This is a genomic window from Pseudomonas lactucae (genome assembly GCF_016937615.1).
Lineage (GTDB): Bacteria > Pseudomonadota > Gammaproteobacteria > Pseudomonadales > Pseudomonadaceae > Aquipseudomonas > Aquipseudomonas lactucae.
This window is the reverse complement of the sequence record NZ_JAFHKI010000022.1, coordinates 1-14,230: the sequence shown is the minus strand read 5'-3', so window position 1 is coordinate 14,230 and position 14,230 is coordinate 1. Positions and strand designations below refer to the sequence as shown.

General features: G+C 62.0%; 14 protein-coding genes and 3 pseudogenes. 9 read left to right on the top strand and 8 right to left on the bottom strand.

All coding sequences use genetic code 11. The features are described from left to right. Positions 1-224: 224 nt before the first annotated feature. The 4 genes from JWR98_RS04795 to JWR98_RS04780 all read right to left on the bottom strand — a co-directional run bounded on the left by JWR98_RS04795 (position 225) and on the right by JWR98_RS04780 (position 1,949). Positions 225-464, bottom strand: coding sequence for a hypothetical protein (locus JWR98_RS04795; protein ID WP_003174486.1), 240 nt, complete (start codon positions 462-464; stop codon positions 225-227). A gap of 4 nt (positions 465-468) precedes the next feature. Continuing rightward, positions 469-717, bottom strand: coding sequence for a DUF6555 family protein (locus tag JWR98_RS04790; RefSeq protein WP_078732628.1), 249 nt, complete (start codon positions 715-717; stop codon positions 469-471). 91 nt (positions 718-808) lie between these two features. Continuing rightward, the gene (locus JWR98_RS04785; protein WP_078732629.1) at positions 809-1,090 is read right to left on the bottom strand and encodes a hypothetical protein; all 282 of its coding nucleotides are present in this window, start codon (positions 1,088-1,090) and stop codon (positions 809-811) included. A 94-nt stretch (positions 1,091-1,184) separates the two neighbouring features. Then, positions 1,185-1,949: an OBAP family protein gene (locus tag JWR98_RS04780; RefSeq protein ID WP_205489390.1), complete on the bottom strand. Its 765-nt coding sequence runs from the start codon at positions 1,947-1,949 to the stop codon at positions 1,185-1,187. Between the two features lie 121 nt (positions 1,950-2,070). On the opposite strand from JWR98_RS04780, the gene JWR98_RS04775 reads away from it, so the two are divergent. After that, positions 2,071-2,571 carry a CinA family protein gene (locus JWR98_RS04775; RefSeq protein ID WP_078732631.1) on the top strand — a complete coding sequence of 167 codons (501 nt, stop codon included), beginning with the start codon at positions 2,071-2,073 and terminating at the stop codon, positions 2,569-2,571. Between the two features lie 40 nt (positions 2,572-2,611). On the opposite strand, the gene JWR98_RS04770 is transcribed toward JWR98_RS04775, so the two are convergent. Continuing rightward, positions 2,612-3,049, bottom strand: a complete 438-nt coding sequence (locus tag JWR98_RS04770) for a hypothetical protein (RefSeq protein WP_078732632.1) — start codon at positions 3,047-3,049, stop codon at positions 2,612-2,614. A 224-nt stretch (positions 3,050-3,273) separates the two neighbouring features. On the opposite strand from JWR98_RS04770, the gene JWR98_RS04765 reads away from it, so the two are divergent. The 4 genes from JWR98_RS04765 to JWR98_RS04750 all read left to right on the top strand — a co-directional run bounded on the left by JWR98_RS04765 (position 3,274) and on the right by JWR98_RS04750 (position 7,666). Next, positions 3,274-4,536, top strand: a complete 1,263-nt coding sequence (locus JWR98_RS04765) for a serine hydrolase domain-containing protein (RefSeq protein ID WP_205489389.1) — start codon at positions 3,274-3,276, stop codon at positions 4,534-4,536. 116 nt (positions 4,537-4,652) lie between these two features. After that, on the top strand, positions 4,653-5,990 hold the full coding sequence (locus tag JWR98_RS04760; RefSeq protein WP_205489388.1) for an alginate export family protein: 1,338 nt from the start codon (positions 4,653-4,655) through the stop codon (positions 5,988-5,990). 40 nt (positions 5,991-6,030) lie between these two features. Next, entirely contained in the window at positions 6,031-7,134 is a 1,104-nt protein-coding gene (locus tag JWR98_RS04755; RefSeq protein ID WP_078732635.1) for a polyamine ABC transporter substrate-binding protein, read from the top strand. Between the two features lie 43 nt (positions 7,135-7,177). Next, positions 7,178-7,666, top strand: coding sequence for a DUF3237 domain-containing protein (locus JWR98_RS04750; protein WP_078732636.1), 489 nt, complete (start codon positions 7,178-7,180; stop codon positions 7,664-7,666). 116 nt (positions 7,667-7,782) lie between these two features. Here JWR98_RS04750 and JWR98_RS04745 read toward each other — a convergent pair whose 3' ends face one another. After that, entirely contained in the window at positions 7,783-8,394 is a 612-nt protein-coding gene (locus JWR98_RS04745) for a TetR/AcrR family transcriptional regulator (RefSeq protein ID WP_078732637.1), read from the bottom strand. A 118-nt stretch (positions 8,395-8,512) separates the two neighbouring features. Then, a pseudogene (locus JWR98_RS04740) lies at positions 8,513-10,269 on the bottom strand (sigma 54-interacting transcriptional regulator). Between the two features lie 271 nt (positions 10,270-10,540). On the opposite strand from JWR98_RS04740, the gene JWR98_RS30070 reads away from it, so the two are divergent. The 4 genes and pseudogenes from JWR98_RS30070 (at position 10,541) to JWR98_RS04725 (ending at position 13,870) form a co-directional block, all read left to right on the top strand. Further along, complete coding sequence (locus JWR98_RS30070; protein ID WP_425273151.1) at positions 10,541-11,203, top strand: aldehyde dehydrogenase family protein; 663 nt, start codon at positions 10,541-10,543, stop codon at positions 11,201-11,203. A 28-nt stretch (positions 11,204-11,231) separates the two neighbouring features. Further along, a pseudogene (locus tag JWR98_RS30065) lies at positions 11,232-12,016 on the top strand (aldehyde dehydrogenase family protein). A 57-nt stretch (positions 12,017-12,073) separates the two neighbouring features. After that, positions 12,074-12,841 (top strand): coniferyl-alcohol dehydrogenase, encoded by a 768-nt coding sequence (locus tag JWR98_RS04730; RefSeq protein WP_078732640.1) that lies wholly within the window; start codon positions 12,074-12,076, stop codon positions 12,839-12,841. A gap of 81 nt (positions 12,842-12,922) precedes the next feature. Continuing rightward, a complete protein-coding gene (locus JWR98_RS04725) occupies positions 12,923-13,870 on the top strand; it encodes a SphA family protein (RefSeq protein WP_205489387.1) in 948 nt (315 codons plus the stop codon). Here the strand turns inward: JWR98_RS04725 and JWR98_RS04720 are convergent. Continuing rightward, positions 13,848-14,230: pseudogene (locus tag JWR98_RS04720) on the bottom strand (3-(3-hydroxy-phenyl)propionate transporter MhpT); the annotation flags it as partial. The gene JWR98_RS04725 and the pseudogene JWR98_RS04720 overlap by 23 nt on opposite strands.

Below are 14,230 nucleotides of genomic sequence, written 5' to 3'. Positions count from 1 at the left end.
CGGTTGAGGCGAAGTTGAGCGCGAAGGTTTATTCAATCGGACGAGTGGTGCGGTCATAGCCGCACGGATATACACATATCGAATGCAACTTCGAACCTGTGGCGAGGGAGCTTGCTCCCGCGACGGCTTGGGGGCAGACGACTATCTGCCTGACACCCCCGCGACCTAAATGTGATCTACATAACTTTTAAGAATTGAAAATCCTCCTTGTGGTGAGCGGATAGTTACTTGCGCATGGCGCGTCGAATGCGCATCCAGTCTCGATAAGCGGCAGTGCGTTGCGCGTCCGCGAGTTTCTTGGCTTCGAGGAAGCGCGCCCAGGTCACCGGATCGCCGCTGTAGGACTCGATGATTTTGTACGCTTGCGCGTCCAGTCGATCGGCCTCAAAGAACATTTCGGTGTTTTGCGCGATCTCTTCATCCCATGTCTGTCTTGTTGTGTAACCCAGGATGTGGCTGTTCATTGTGTCAGGCCTCCGCCCACTCGATCTCTGCGGCGCTGCTCCAGCGCACGTCCGTAATGCCGTATTTTTCCGCCATGGGTTTGGACACACGCTTGACAGTGTGTTGCCCAAACCTGGGGATGACCGCTACGCCGGCATCGCAGCTGGCCCAATGCCACGCCTCGGCATTGTTCATTTGCCCCGCACGCACGACGAACGACTTTTGCTCACCGTGGAGTTGGTACCGAATTGTGAATAAACCGTTGTGTTTCATGAGGCCTCCTTGTGCTCATGAACTAAAGATTTAGGGCGTCAGAAAAGATTCAAAAAATTGTCCGACAACGCGATGACGGGTATTGAACACCTCAGTCGTCCACGGTGAATGTCACCCAGCCCGGTCCGTCCTGAGGGCGTTGAATCTCGGCGATGATGCCGCTCACGGACGTGCCTTCCGGCAGGTTGACCGTGACGAAGTTTGGGTTGCCGGGCCAGTCGAGCGGCGCGTGGAAATCCAGGCGGGCAATGGTGGGTTTGCCGCTGCTGGTCAGTTGGATATCGACTGATTCATTCAGGCGTTCATCCGATGGCGTGCCCAGATGGCGTGATGCGGTGATGACAGTGGCGTTACCTTGATAGTCGTAAGACATGCTGGTTTACCTCTCAGTAAAAGGGGGCGGTTGCCCCGGCGTGTGGTTCGTTTGCTTGTTACGAGCTCCTACGCTCGATGACCCGGTGGCGCCATCAGTGCTGATGGGGCGTTTCGGTCGGATCAGCGATCTGGATGACATTGCCTTGGCGCCATGCATCCGCACCGGGTGCGATAGCTGGCGCGCGGATATCGACACGGGCGCGCTTCTTCTCGCGGCTGTCGATGCCCAGTTGCTGATCGCGTTCGGTGACCATGCGCGCGTCAGCCTGACCATCGGCGGTAAACCCCATCATCAACTGGGGCACACCCAGCGGCAGGCGTTTGTGCAGGTCGGTATGCCAGGTGTGCCAGGTCTTGCCATAGGTGTGCACCAGCTTTTCCATCAGGGCATGTTCGGCCACTTCGGGAATGCCCGGCGCGACCAGTTGCCCGGATTTCACCTCATGCACGTGGCTGTGCCACAAGGCCTTTTCAGGGGCGGGCAAGGTGTTGAACAACTGCTCGCTGATGATGTACTCCACGCCCATCAACTTGGCGTCCTTGCGGTTGCCGTCGTAGATCACACACTGGATCACCTCTTCGTTGAGGATGGCGCAATAGTGATGCGCCTCCATTTGCACATCGGGATGGCCGTTGTAGAAGTGAAAGCCGTCCAGATAAGCGTTCAACGCCTCGATGGGCGGACGCGATTGGAGCAGCCCGGCGCCAGCGTCGAGCGCGCGCGTGGTCGGCGAGGTGGGGGTGCCGGGCGCCACGACATTCGAAACGGAGTTATTGCCGGCGCAGGCTGTCAGAAAAGTAACGGCCACCGTCAGGCAGAGCGATTGGAGGATGGTTTCCCGGTTGGCTTGTTTCATTGCTGGGGTCCTTCCATGGTCGTTTTCGGGGCGGAGCTTGCCGGGTTCAGGCATGCAAGTACTTAGAAGGCCCGGCCAAACGGGCGTTCAATCGGATGTTAAAGATGCAGGAGGTAAAACCATGTCCGTAGCGGCTTCCACCGTCGACTATCTAAAACGCAACCAGTTGGTGCTGACGACTGCCGAGTCCTGTACGGCCGGTAAGATCGTCACGCTGCTTTCGCAAGTCGAGGGCAGTGGGTCAATGATTGAAAGTGGTTACGTCGTGTACTCGCCAGAGGCCAAGCAACGCTTGCTGGGCGTGCGCGCCGGCACGATCGAGACGTTCAACCTCACCAGTTGCGAGGTGGTGTGCGAGATGGCCAGGGGCGCGTTACGCGACAGCCCTGCCGATGTGGCGGTGGCTACCAGCGGCATCCTCGGCCCCGAGGATGTCGATGGCATACCGGCGGGGACGATCTGTTTTGCCTGGGCCTATCGCACCGCCCGAGGGCTCAGTGTGTTCAGTCGAAAGGAGCGTTTCATGGGCGGGCGTGAGGACGTTCAACTGGCCGCGTCGGTGCATGCCTTGAAATGGCTGCCGCATTTTCACCAGCGTGCGCTGGCGGGCGAACAGGCTTAGCGCTGGACGAGCGGGGCGGCGCCGATGGCCGCGGCGCTGTCTACTGAGCGGACTGCCATGTCCACTGCCCACCGTCTTTCTCGCAATCGATTTTGGCCTGTTTGAGGTCTTGCGCCGCATAGTGATAAGTCACCATACGAGCGTTGCCGGGAAGCACAGCGCCTGTGTGGCCCGGGGCCTTGGCGGTGGCATGCGGGTTGGCAAGTGCTTCCTGGGTCAATGTGGCCTTGCAACTGGCCGCGTAGTCGCCGGGGCATTGGGCAACCCGGCTTTTTTGCGTGATCAGCATGTCTTTTTGTTCGTTGCTGCATGACCAGTCGATGGCTTCGGAGGGCATGCCTTCGTAGGCATAACAGGTGTGTTGTTCAACCATCGGCACTTGGTCACTCTGGGTGCGGGTATAGACATCACACGCCGCCGCCAAGGCAGTCGCAGAGGCAGAGACAGTCATCAAAAATATCAGCAGGCGCAGGTTCATGATCGTTATCTCCATGCGGCTTACGCAGGGCTCCTGGGTAACGAGCCGTCCCCCATCAAGGCTAGCTCACCGCTGCGTGGCGTAAATACTGGCAACCTGCTAGCGGCGCAGTCGCGGCAGCGGTTTATTTATTTAAATAAAAACATTTATTGACTAAAGAATATTGCCCGGTTAATTATTGCTGCGCATCTGCTCGCATGCAGAGTCATTTCCAGGGTTATGCCATGGGTCAGAAAATCACGCCGTCACTGGCCAGTCTGTACGTCCAGACCGCCGAGTCCTTATCCGCGCCGCGCTTGGCACCGTCACTCATGCAGGGCTTTCCGGCAGCGCCGCAATACCGCGTCACATGGAGCAACTGGATGCGTTCGCCCTTCAGCCAATGGGGCTTTCGTAACCTGGCGCGTCTGCGTCCCACCATCGACGTGCAGGCGGGCGCGATGCCAGTGGCTGCGCTCAAGCACGTCCCGACAGCACTGGACGCACTGTATTTCGACAGCGAGTGCGGGTTGAGCATCAGCGTCATCGATCATCTGGTGGCCAGCCAGACCGACGCTTTTGTGGTGATGCAGGGTGACACGGTGCTGTTCGAGCGCTACTTCAACGGGCAGCGCGCCTGTGACCGCCACATCATGTTCTCGGTGACCAAGTCGTTGATCGGCACCCTGGGCGAACAACTGGTCACCCAAGGCGTGCTCAGGCCCGAGTTGCCGGCCGCGTACTACGTGCCCGAACTGGTGGGCAGCGCGTTTGGCGATGCCACGGTGCGCCAGCTGTTCGACATGGCGGTGGGCATCGACTACAGCGAGGTGTATGACGATCCCAACTCGGAGAGTTCCCAGTACGGTTACGCCTGCGGCTTTCAACCGGCCCCGGCGCAATACGCCCAGTTCGAATCGTTGTACACGTATTTGCCGTCGCTCAAGAAGCGCGGCGATCACGGTGGTTTTTTCCACTACGTGACGGCCACCACCGAAGCCCTGGCGTGGGTGATGGAGCGTGCTTCGGGCAAGGCCTGCAGCGCGATGCTGGAGGATATCTGGGCGCGCCTGGGGTGCGAGCGCGACGGCTATTTCATGGCCGATCCCTGGGGGCGCAATGTGGCCGGGGCCGGCTTCAGCGCCACCTTGCGAGACATGGCGCGTTTTGGCCGGCTGCTGGCCAGCGATGGCTGTCACGATGGGGTCGAACTGCTGTCTCGCGAGACCGTGGCGCGTATCGCCGCCGGTGCCGACCCTGCGGTCTACGCGCAAAATACCGAGTTCTCCAGCTGGACGCCGGGTGCCTCCTATCGAAGCCAGTGGTACGTGTTCAACGACCACAGCCAGGCGTTGATGGCCGGCGGCATTCATGGCCAGTACCTGTTCATCGACAAGCCGTCGGGCGTAGTGATCGTCAAGCAATCCTCGCTGACCGACGCGGTCAGCCCGTTCGATGGCGACAGCGTGCGCATGCTGCGTGCCATCGCCGACCACCTGAGCCACTGACACACCTAAAACAATAAGCGTCTTGCGTTCTATTCACCTGGCCTGGCCAGGTGTTGGCGGCGCGCTGCGTCGCCATTGACTGCCCTGTAACAACAATAATTCCACAGGAGCTTCTTATGGTTTTCACCAAGCGTTTCTTACGAGCGCTCTTAGCGCTCGGCTTACCCCTGACCACCCATGTCGCGTGGGCGGGCTATACCTTTGAGGACGGTAACCTCAAGGGTGAAGTCAATCTCACGGCAGGCGGTGCAACCTTGTCCACGCGTGGCGTCAACTTCGGTCGCGGCCGGGTCGATGCGCGCAACGGAAAAAATGGCGGCACCCGGATCGACTGGCAAGAGTTCTACGTAAAACCGGGCGTCAAGCTCGAGTACGCGGTGCAAACCGATTTCAGTCTGCTGGCCGGCGGGTCGCTGGTGGCTGCCACCACATTTGGCGACGGCGATGCGGGCGGCTTTACCCGCAGCTCCGATGGCAAGGTCGCGGCCGAGGAACTCTATGGCGGTTTTCGCGCCGGCGAATGGACGTTCACCGCCGGGCGCCAGAACTACATGATCGGTACGGGCTTCATTGTCATGGACGGCAACCTCGACCAGTTCAAGGACGCCGCTTACTGGCTGGGCCCGCGCACAGCCTTCGAGGACTCGGCGATCCTGGCCTGGAACCACGGCGCGCTGAAATCGCAGGTCTTCACCTTGCGCACCGATGATGACCTGGGCGATTTCCGCATGACCGGCGTCAACCTCGATTACACCCTTGATGACCAGGTAACGCTGGGCGCCATGGCCCTGAAGGTCAACGCCCTGGGCCCCAAAGGCAGCACGTTGCCGCGTCGTCGCGACGGCATGCAGGTGTACAACCTGCGGGCGCTCAATGCCAAGGTGCCCGGTGTCCAGGCCCTGACGTTGAATGCCGAGTACGCACTGGAGCGCGGCAGCGGCGAGGGAGTCGACTATGATGCCAACGCCTGGTACGGCCAGGCCGACTATGCCTTCAGCGCATTGCCGCTGACGCCTGTCATCGGTTATCGCTACGCGAGTTTTTCCGGTGACGACAACCTGGCCGATAACCGTCAGAAAGCCTGGGACCCACTGAGCAAAGGCTTCGTCGATTGGAGCACGTGGCTGGTCGGTGATGTGGTCGGCAACTACCTGCTGTTCAACAGCAACGAAAACGTCCAGCAGTTCTCACTCAAGACCCACCTCAACGAAACCCTGACCCTCGGCGCGATTCACTACCAGTTCTGGCTGGATGAGAAGAACTACATGGGCGCGGCGGTCAATGATCGGCGGTTTGCCGATGAAAGCGTGATATTCCTCGACTGGACGCCAACGCCGTCGTTCTATAGCTCGCTTTCCTATAACTGGGTCAAGCCACTGGCGGCTGCCAAGCAGGTGTTCGGCAACGACCAGAAGTTCAGTGCGTTGGAGCTGTATTTCACCTATCGCTATTAAGTGCTGCGAGCCATCGCGGCCGCGCTGGAGTGTTTTGATCATGAATGGTTTTTTGCGCAACACCTTGCTGGGCACGCTTGCTTCATTGTTGATCAGCGGTTTTTGCCTGGCCGAAGAACGCACCGTACGCATCTACAACTGGATCGAGTACCTGCCTCCTGACGTGCTCAAGAGCTTCCAGGAAGAAACCGGCATTCGCCCGATTTACGATGTGTTCGACAGTGCCGAGACCATGGAGTCCAAGCTGCTGACGGGCAACTCCGGGTATGACGTGGTGTTCCCCGGCACCGCCAACCTTGGGCACTTGATCACGGCCGGCGCCGTGCAACCGCTGGACCGCAAGCAATTGCCGAACTGGCAGCACCTGGACCCGCCATTCATGCAATCGCTGGAGGCGGTGGGCGACACCGGCAACCGTTATGCCGCGCCTTACCTGTGGGGCACCACGCTGATCGGCTACAACGTCGACAAGGTGCGCAAGGCCCTGGGCCCCGACGTGCAGATAGACAGCTGGGACATCATCTTCAAGGAAGAAAACCTCGCCAAGCTCGCCAGCTGCGGCGTGGGCTTTCTCGATGCCGGTAACGAAATCCTGCCGATTGCCCTGCACTACAAGGGCCTGGACCCCAACAGCCAGAAACGCGAGGACTACCCGCAGGCCCAGGCCTTGATGATGAAGATCCGCCCCTACATCACCTACTTCAACTCGTCGCGCTACGGCATGGACCTGGCCAACGGTGATATCTGTGTCGGCGTGGGCTGGTCCGGCGGTGTTGCCCTGGCCACACGCCTGGCCGATGCCGCCGGCAAGGGCGTCAAGGTCGAGATGGCCCTGCCCAAGGAAGGCGCGCCGATGTGGTCGGATGTGATGATGATCCCGGCCAATGCGCCGGACCTGGCCGAAGCCCACGTGTTCATCAATTACATCCTGCGTCCGGATGTGATTGCCCGCATCAGCAACCAGATCGGCTACCCCAACCCGAACAAGGACGCCACCGCGTTGGTGGACGCCAGTATCCGCAACAATCCGAACATGTATGTGCCGGATGCGGCGCGCAAGACGCTGTTCGCCCTGGAACCGGTGCCAGCTGCCGTGGAGCGTATCCGCAACCGCACCTGGACGGCGATCAAGACTAACCGTTGAGCAGTATGGCCCGGTGCATGCGCGCCGGGCCTGGAGTTGCACCATGACTGAACCTTTGGACTTGATGGCCGTGGCGCCCAACTTGCAGCGCGTGCTGACCTTGCGCGTTGCGATAGGGCCGGGCGTGATGCTGGGAGACAGCGTCGACGGAGTGCGCTGCAATTACCCGATTGTGGGTGGGACATTCGAAGGGGTCGGTGTCAGCGGCCAGGTGCTGGCGGGCGGTGAGGATCTGTTTCTTTTGCGCCCTGACGGCGTGGGTCAGTTGGACGCGCGTTACAGCCTCAGAACGGATCAGGGCGAACTGATCAACCTGCGTAACCGGGGGCTGCTGAACATGACGGAGTATGGTCGCCAGCTGGAGCGCGAGGGGCAATGGCCGATTCCCGAGACGGAGTATCGCTGCACGTGCACGCCGGTGTTTCAGGTGCCCAAGGGGCGGTTGGATTGGCTGAGTCGTGCCAGTTTCATCGGGCTGGTGCAGTACCCCAGCGCCGATCAGGTGGTGATTCGGTGTTATCGGTTTTACTGAGTGTTGAGCATGGGCGCGAGTACATAGCCATTGGACTACATAGGTCGCGCGCTTCAGGGGAGAGTTGGTTGCGCATAGCAGGCGCCGCACCCAGGTGAGGCTACGTCGGTGGTCTATCAGACCCGCATCCCATAAAACAGCAACTCAGTAATACGCCGCACCTGCAACGAGTGCGCCTCGATATCCGGCTGCTCCTGATTCACCAGCCTGAACAGTTGCAGGTGTGAGTAGTCGTTCAACAGGAACGCGGCCAATTCCACATCCAGTTGCGGGCGCAGTTTGCCGGCCTCTTGCAGCTCCCTGAGCAGTTGGCTGATTTCGGCCCTGAGTGCATCGTTCATGGCCCGGTAGCCTGCGGGCAGTTCGTTGCTGCCGCCGAACAGGATCAACGGCAGCAGCTCGCGCCATAAGTTGGGGTGCATGACCTCCAGGGCGTAACCGGTCAACAGCCGCTCTAAATGGCACATTGCCTCGACCGGATCTTCAATGTTCTTGATCAGGCTGCGGGTGTCGGTGATGGCGCGCTGATCGGCGTGGTGCAGGATTTCCAGGATGATTTCCTGCTTGTTGCCGAAGTACTTGAACACCGTGGGCGGCGACACGCCGGCCTGGCTGGCGATCTGTTCGATGGTGGTGTTCTGGAAGCCCTGGCGCTCGAACAGTTCGATGGCTGCCTGGCTGATGGCTTGCCGTCGCTCGGCTTTCTGACGTTCACGCAGTCCGCTCACGGGGAGGTCCTTGTCACAAGGTGAGGGGCGTTCGTCGCCCCGTTATCCCTGCAAAATACTTAATTGGATAAAGCTTTTAAAGCACTGATTGCCAGGCACGCCGTCTGCGCTCGAACACTTAAGGGGTTTGCCGCTGGTGTTTCTTCAATCGATAGGCAAATTGAGCCCGGCTGAGCCCCACCAGCCGGGCGGCGGCGGCCAGGTTGCCGGCGTTGCGTTGCAGCGCTTCGTTGATCAGGCGTGACTCAAGGCCCTCGATGGAAAACCCCTGGTCCAACTGGCCAAGGGTGTCCAGCAGGGCAGGGCGCACCACCGCTGCGGTGTTTGACAAGCTGCCCTGGTCGTCCAGGCTGTACGCGTCCGTTGGCAGCGGCTCATTACGAAACAGGTGCATCAGGTCGATGGCCTGGCCTTCGTCACTGGCGATCAAGCCGCGCTCGATCAGGTTCTGCAGTTCGCGCACATTGCCTGCGAAGTCGTAGCGCAGCAGGACTTTCAAGGCCCGCATGGTCAGCCCGGCGGGCGTGCGAACATAGTCCTGGCAGAAGCGCGTGAGGAACGCGTTGATCAACAGCGGAATGTCATCCCGGCGCTCGCGCAGGGGCGGCAGGGCGATGGGGTAGACATTCAGCCGGTAGAACAGGTCCTCGCGAAACGTGCCATCCGCCACCGCTTTGCGCAGATCGATATTGGTCGCCGCCGCCACCCGCACATCCACCTGGATGCCGCGCACGCCCCCCACGCGCTCGATTTCGCGCTCCTGCAACGCCCGCAGCAGTTTGCTTTGCCCCGCCAGGCTGAGGCTGGTGATTTCATCCAGAAACAGCGTGCCGCCCTGGGCGCGCTCGAAACGCCCGGGCCGTGAGTGCGTCGCGCCGGTGTAGGCGCCGCGCTCGACACCGAACAGTTCGGCCTCGATCAGGTTGTCGGGGATGGCCGCGCAATTGAGCGCCACAAACGGGCCGTCACGACGGGCGCTGAGCTGATGCAACTGGCGGGCGAACATTTCCTTGCCCACGCCGGACTCCCCACTGATCAATACGGTGGCGGGTGTGCGTGCAACGCGTTGCAGGGCCTGCATCGCCGCGTTGAACGCCGCACTGGCGCCACCAACGGGTGGGGCTCGCTGACGCCGGTACGGCTGGCGGCCGGGCTGTCAGGCGTGGGCGCCGCGACGGTATGGCTGACGGCTTGGGACACGTTCAGGTAACGCAGGTCCTGCTCGACATCGCCCCATTGCTCGACGGTCTTGCCGATCACCCGGCAACTGCCATGGCCCATGCCCCGGCATTGCACCTCACGGAAAATCACCAGTTGCCCGAACAGGCCACTGACGAAACCGATGGCATAACCGGTTTCGGTCCAGCACACCGGGTCCTGGCCAATGCCGTAGGCGCCCACATGCTCATCGGCCTCGCACGAGTGGTGCCAGAGAAACTCGCCTTCATAGAACCCCGAGTCGGCATCGAACTTGAAGTGCAGCGGTTCGACCTTGGTCATGCCCTCCAGCGTGTGCAGGTGCGTGCCGGCGCGAAACACAGCGGCGGCGTCCGCCTGCGGCCAGCGTTCACGGATCAGTCGGGCGTCGCGCGCGCCGGAGGCGTAACCGGTGCGTGTGAACAGGCCGCGTGCCTGCTCAAGCCCCAGGCGCTCGATGACTTCCCTGCGCAGGGCGCCGAAGGAGGAACTGTGCAGCAGCAGCATGCGTTGGTCGTTGAGCCAGATGCGCCCATCTTCGGGAGAGAAGAACAGGCAGTCAGTCAGCTCAGCGGGCGTAGGCGAGCTGCTGTCGTTGAGGTGGCGGCTGTCGCCACGCGGATGATAGTGCGCGGTGCTCGCCCGGTCGTCGGGCAACGCGCTGTGGGGATTAGTCATTGTTATGCCCCTGCAGAGCTGATGAACGATATGAGTAACTGCTCAGATAGTTATTAAACATAACCTTCTCAATTGAACAAGTGCCCGGCCCGGGTTTTCGTCGGCGTGCTGCCTTGCGGTTTGCGCCAGGCTGTACGCAAGCCGCGAAACAGACGCCTCGGCGCTGCGCGTGCGGTGTGTTCGCGGTAAGCGGCACAGCCTTTGCTCTAGGTGTTGTGCGGCGTTTGCGCACTGCGCGAACGGATGACAATTACAAGAACCGGGAGTTGCCATGTCAGTGTCTGAAACAACCCACCTGCTCCAACCCTCTCTTGAGGCCGAATGCGTGTTCAACGGCGATTGGGTACCGGCTTCAGGCCAGGTCATCGGCGTGATCGAACCGGCCACCGGCGAGCCGATGATGCGCTGTGCCATGGCCGATGCGGCGGATGTCGCCGTGGCCTGTCGCAGCGCGGCGCTGGCCCAGCCGGCCTGGGCCGCAATGGGGCCACGGGAACGTGCGCAGGTGTTTCGCAAGGCGGCTGAATGTGCCGAGCAGGCGTTCGATGAGTTGGCGCTGTATGTCGCCAGGGAAACCGGCGGGGCGCTGTTCAAGGGCGCCCATGAAGTACGCGAGGCGATTGTATTGCTGCACCAGGCGGCCGGCATGTTATCCGAGCCCCACGGCGTGGTGCTGCCCAGTGCGGCCGGGCGCCTGTCGTATGCGCGGCGCCAGCCCCACGGTGTGGTCGGCGTGATCTCACCGTTCAATTTCCCGCTGGTGTTGTCGATGCGCTCGGTGGCGCCGGCCTTGGCCGCGGGCAATGCGGTGGTGCTCAAGCCCGACCCGCAAACCCCGGTCAGCGGCGGCTTTCTGATTGCGCGGTTGTTCGAAGCGGCGGGCTTGCCCAAGGGCCTGCTGCACGTGTTGCCGGGGGGCGGCGCCAGCGGGTGAGGCGCTGTGCCGCGATCCCAATGTGCGCATGATCGCGTTCACCGGCTCCACGGCCGCCGGACGCAAGGTCGCCGAGGTGGCCGGGCGCAACCTGAAAAAAGTCGCGCTGGAGTTGGGCGGCAAGAACCCATTGATTGTCCTGGAGGACGCTGACCTGGACCTGGCGGCCAGCAATGCGGCCTGGGGCGCTGGTTGCACCAGGGGCAAATCTGTATGGCCACCGGCTTGATCCTTGCCCATCACACCATCGCCGCAGCGCTCACGCGCAAGCTGGTCGACAAGGCCCGCGCGCTGACCGTCGGCAATGCGGCGCGGGGTGAGGCGGCGCTCGGCCCGCTGATCAACAAGCGCCAGCTGGAGCGCGTCCACGCCATCGTCCATGACAGTGTGCAGGCCGGCGCGCGCATTGAAGTCGGCGGCGAGTACGACCGCCTGTTCTATCGGCCGACCGTCCTCAGCGGGGTGCGTCCAGGCATGCGCGCCTTCGATGAGGAAATGTTCGGGCCGGTGGCGACGGTGGTCAGTTTTGCCACCGACGAGGAGGCCATCGAGCTGGCCAACCTCACCGAATACGGCTTGTCGGCCGCGATCATCTCGCCTTCCATCGGCCGCGCCATGGCCATCGGTGAGCGGCTTGACTGCGGCATGTTGCACATCAACGACCAGACCGTGGCCGATGAATGCAGCAACCCCTTCGGCGGGCGCGGCGCCTCGGGCAATGGCGGCAGCGTGGGCGGCCCGGCGGACTGGGACGAATACACCCAATGGCAATGGGTCACGGTCAAGGACACCCCGCCGACCTATCCCTTCTGAGCCTCGGCTCATCGCAATGAATGGCGTGTGCCTATACAACAATAAGAGGGCTTGAACATGAATCTGTACAACAAAACCCTGGTGGTGACGGGCGTCGCTTCGGGCATTGGTGCCGAGGTTGCGCAGTTGGCGCGTTTTCAGGGCGCCAGGGTGATCGGTGTCGATCGCCATGAACCGCAACTGACCCTGGACGGTTTTTTCCACGCCGACCTGGGCGACCCTGCCAGCATCGATGCTCTGGTGGCACGCTTGCCGGCGCGGGTCGATGTGCTCTGCAACATTGCCGGCGTGCCCGGTACCGCGCCGGTGCAGACGGTCGCCGAAGTCAACTACCTGGGGCTGCGCCATTTCACTCAGGCGCTGCTGCCACGCATGCCGGTGGGCGGCAGCATCGTCAATGTCGCCTCGATCCTCGGCGCGCAGTGGCCGCAACGGCTGGCGCAGCACAAGGCGTTGGCGAGCACTGAAAGCTACAGCGCCGGGCAGCAATGGCTCAAGGATCATCCGGTCGAACAGGCTACGTGCTACCAGTACTTCAAGGAGGCGCTGATTGTCTGGAGCTTTGCGCAATCCCAGGCGTGGTTTCGCGACCACGGTGTGCGCATCAACTGCGTCGCGCCGGGACCGGTGTTCACACCGATTCTGGGCGATTTCATCAGCATGCTCGGCCCTGAACGCGTGGCCCAGGACGGCCAGCGCATGACCCGTCCGGCCATGGCCGACGAGGTGGCGGCGGTGATTGCCTTCCTGTGTTCGGACGCGTCGCGCTGGGTCAACGGCGTCAATCTGCCGGTGGATGGCGGGTTGGCGGCCACCTACGTGTAGGCGCTGCGACCGCCTTAAGCCCCGGCGCGGATGCACCGCGCCGGGGGTCTTGAACAACAACAAAAATACAGGACACACAAGATGCTCAAGCCTATCTTGCGCACGGTCGCGGCCACGACGTTTGTCGCGCTGTCATCGACCGCCTACGCCTACGACTTGCCCGGCCTCAACCTGGGCAGCACCAGTTTCTATGATGGCTCGCCCGCACCCGCCGGTCCCGGCTGGTACCTGGAGGAATACCTGACCTACTCCCGCGCCAGTCGCTTCAACGATGCCCACGGCAACAAGCTGGCGCTGCCCCGGCAGGACGTGGAGGTGGTGGCGCCGACCACGCAGATCATCTATGTCGGCCAACCCCTGGCCAACGGCGCGATGCCTGGCATAACCCTGATCAATACGTCGCTGGCCCATGTGGATGTCGATGACGGTCTGGGCAACGCGGCGCTGAGTTCCCGCGCGGGATTCGGCGATCTGACAGTCGGGCCTTTCCTGCAACTGCCGACTGTGAGCCGCGCTGACGGCAGCCCGTTGCTGACCCAGCGCGTCGAGGCCGATATAACGGTGCCGGTGGGTGCCTATGACCGCAATCGCTCGATCAACCCCGGCAGCAACTTCTGGTCATTCAACCCGTATTACGCGGCCACCTACTGGTTCAACTCCACGTGGTCGGCGAGCGGACGTTTCATGTACCTGTGGAATGGCAAGAACGATGACCCGGCGACCGGCTTCGGTGATGTTTCCAGCACCCAGGCCGGCCAGGCCTTGCATGCCAACCTGACGCTGCAATATGCCGTGAGCCAGCAACTGAGCGTGGGGTTGAATGGCTACTGGCTGAAGCAGATCACCGACACCAAGGTCGATGGCAGCGCGGTAAGCGGGCGTCGCGAAAAGGTCTGGGCCATCGGCCCAGGCCTGGTCTACGCGTTCAACAAGGAGAACGTGCTGTCGGTGAACGCCTACTTTGAGCAGCAGGCGCAAAACCGCACCCAGGGCGACAAACTGGTGCTCAACTGGCTGCACCAGTTCTAGACGCCGGCGTACCGGGCAGGTCCAGTGGCGCCGTACGCACCATCACGCTGATGATGGTGAGTGCGGCGATTACCAGACCGGGTGAGGTCGCCAGCAGCACGCCCGTGGTGCCGGCGCCTGCTGCCAGCAGTTGCCCGGCGGCCAGCGGCCCGGCCACCGACCCCAGTCGCCGATGGCCACGCCGCACCCACGCCGGTGGCCCGCACCGCGACGGGATAAGCGGGTGGGGCGCTGGCATACAGCACCAATTGCGCGGCCAAAATGAACAATCCCGCGGCGAAACCAAAGATGGCCATGGGCACGATGCCCTCCGACAGCCCGACACCCGGCCAGCGCGGCCCAGCAACCCCGGCCGTACAC

What these genes read in the sequence shown, in the direction of transcription:
- JWR98_RS04730 (WP_078732640.1), top strand. Translation starts at nt 12,074, where the DNA reads ATGAATCTGTACAACAAAACCCTGGTGGTGACGGGCGTCGCTTCGGGC.
- JWR98_RS04750 (WP_078732636.1), top strand. Translation starts at nt 7,178, where the DNA reads ATGACTGAACCTTTGGACTTGATGGCCGTGGCGCCCAACTTGCAGCGC.
- JWR98_RS04755 (WP_078732635.1), top strand. Translation starts at nt 6,031, where the DNA reads ATGAATGGTTTTTTGCGCAACACCTTGCTGGGCACGCTTGCTTCATTG.
- JWR98_RS04775 (WP_078732631.1), top strand. Translation starts at nt 2,071, where the DNA reads ATGTCCGTAGCGGCTTCCACCGTCGACTATCTAAAACGCAACCAGTTG.
- JWR98_RS04725 (WP_205489387.1), top strand. Translation starts at nt 12,923, where the DNA reads ATGCTCAAGCCTATCTTGCGCACGGTCGCGGCCACGACGTTTGTCGCG.
- JWR98_RS04760 (WP_205489388.1), top strand. Translation starts at nt 4,653, where the DNA reads ATGGTTTTCACCAAGCGTTTCTTACGAGCGCTCTTAGCGCTCGGCTTA.
- JWR98_RS04785 (WP_078732629.1), bottom strand. Translation starts at nt 1,090, where the DNA reads ATGTCTTACGACTATCAAGGTAACGCCACTGTCATCACCGCATCACGC.
- JWR98_RS04780 (WP_205489390.1), bottom strand. Translation starts at nt 1,949, where the DNA reads ATGAAACAAGCCAACCGGGAAACCATCCTCCAATCGCTCTGCCTGACG.
- JWR98_RS04770 (WP_078732632.1), bottom strand. Translation starts at nt 3,049, where the DNA reads ATGAACCTGCGCCTGCTGATATTTTTGATGACTGTCTCTGCCTCTGCG.
- JWR98_RS04795 (WP_003174486.1), bottom strand. Translation starts at nt 464, where the DNA reads ATGAACAGCCACATCCTGGGTTACACAACAAGACAGACATGGGATGAA.
- JWR98_RS30070 (WP_425273151.1), top strand. Translation starts at nt 10,541, where the DNA reads ATGTCAGTGTCTGAAACAACCCACCTGCTCCAACCCTCTCTTGAGGCC.
- JWR98_RS04765 (WP_205489389.1), top strand. Translation starts at nt 3,274, where the DNA reads ATGGGTCAGAAAATCACGCCGTCACTGGCCAGTCTGTACGTCCAGACC.
- JWR98_RS04790 (WP_078732628.1), bottom strand. Translation starts at nt 717, where the DNA reads ATGAAACACAACGGTTTATTCACAATTCGGTACCAACTCCACGGTGAG.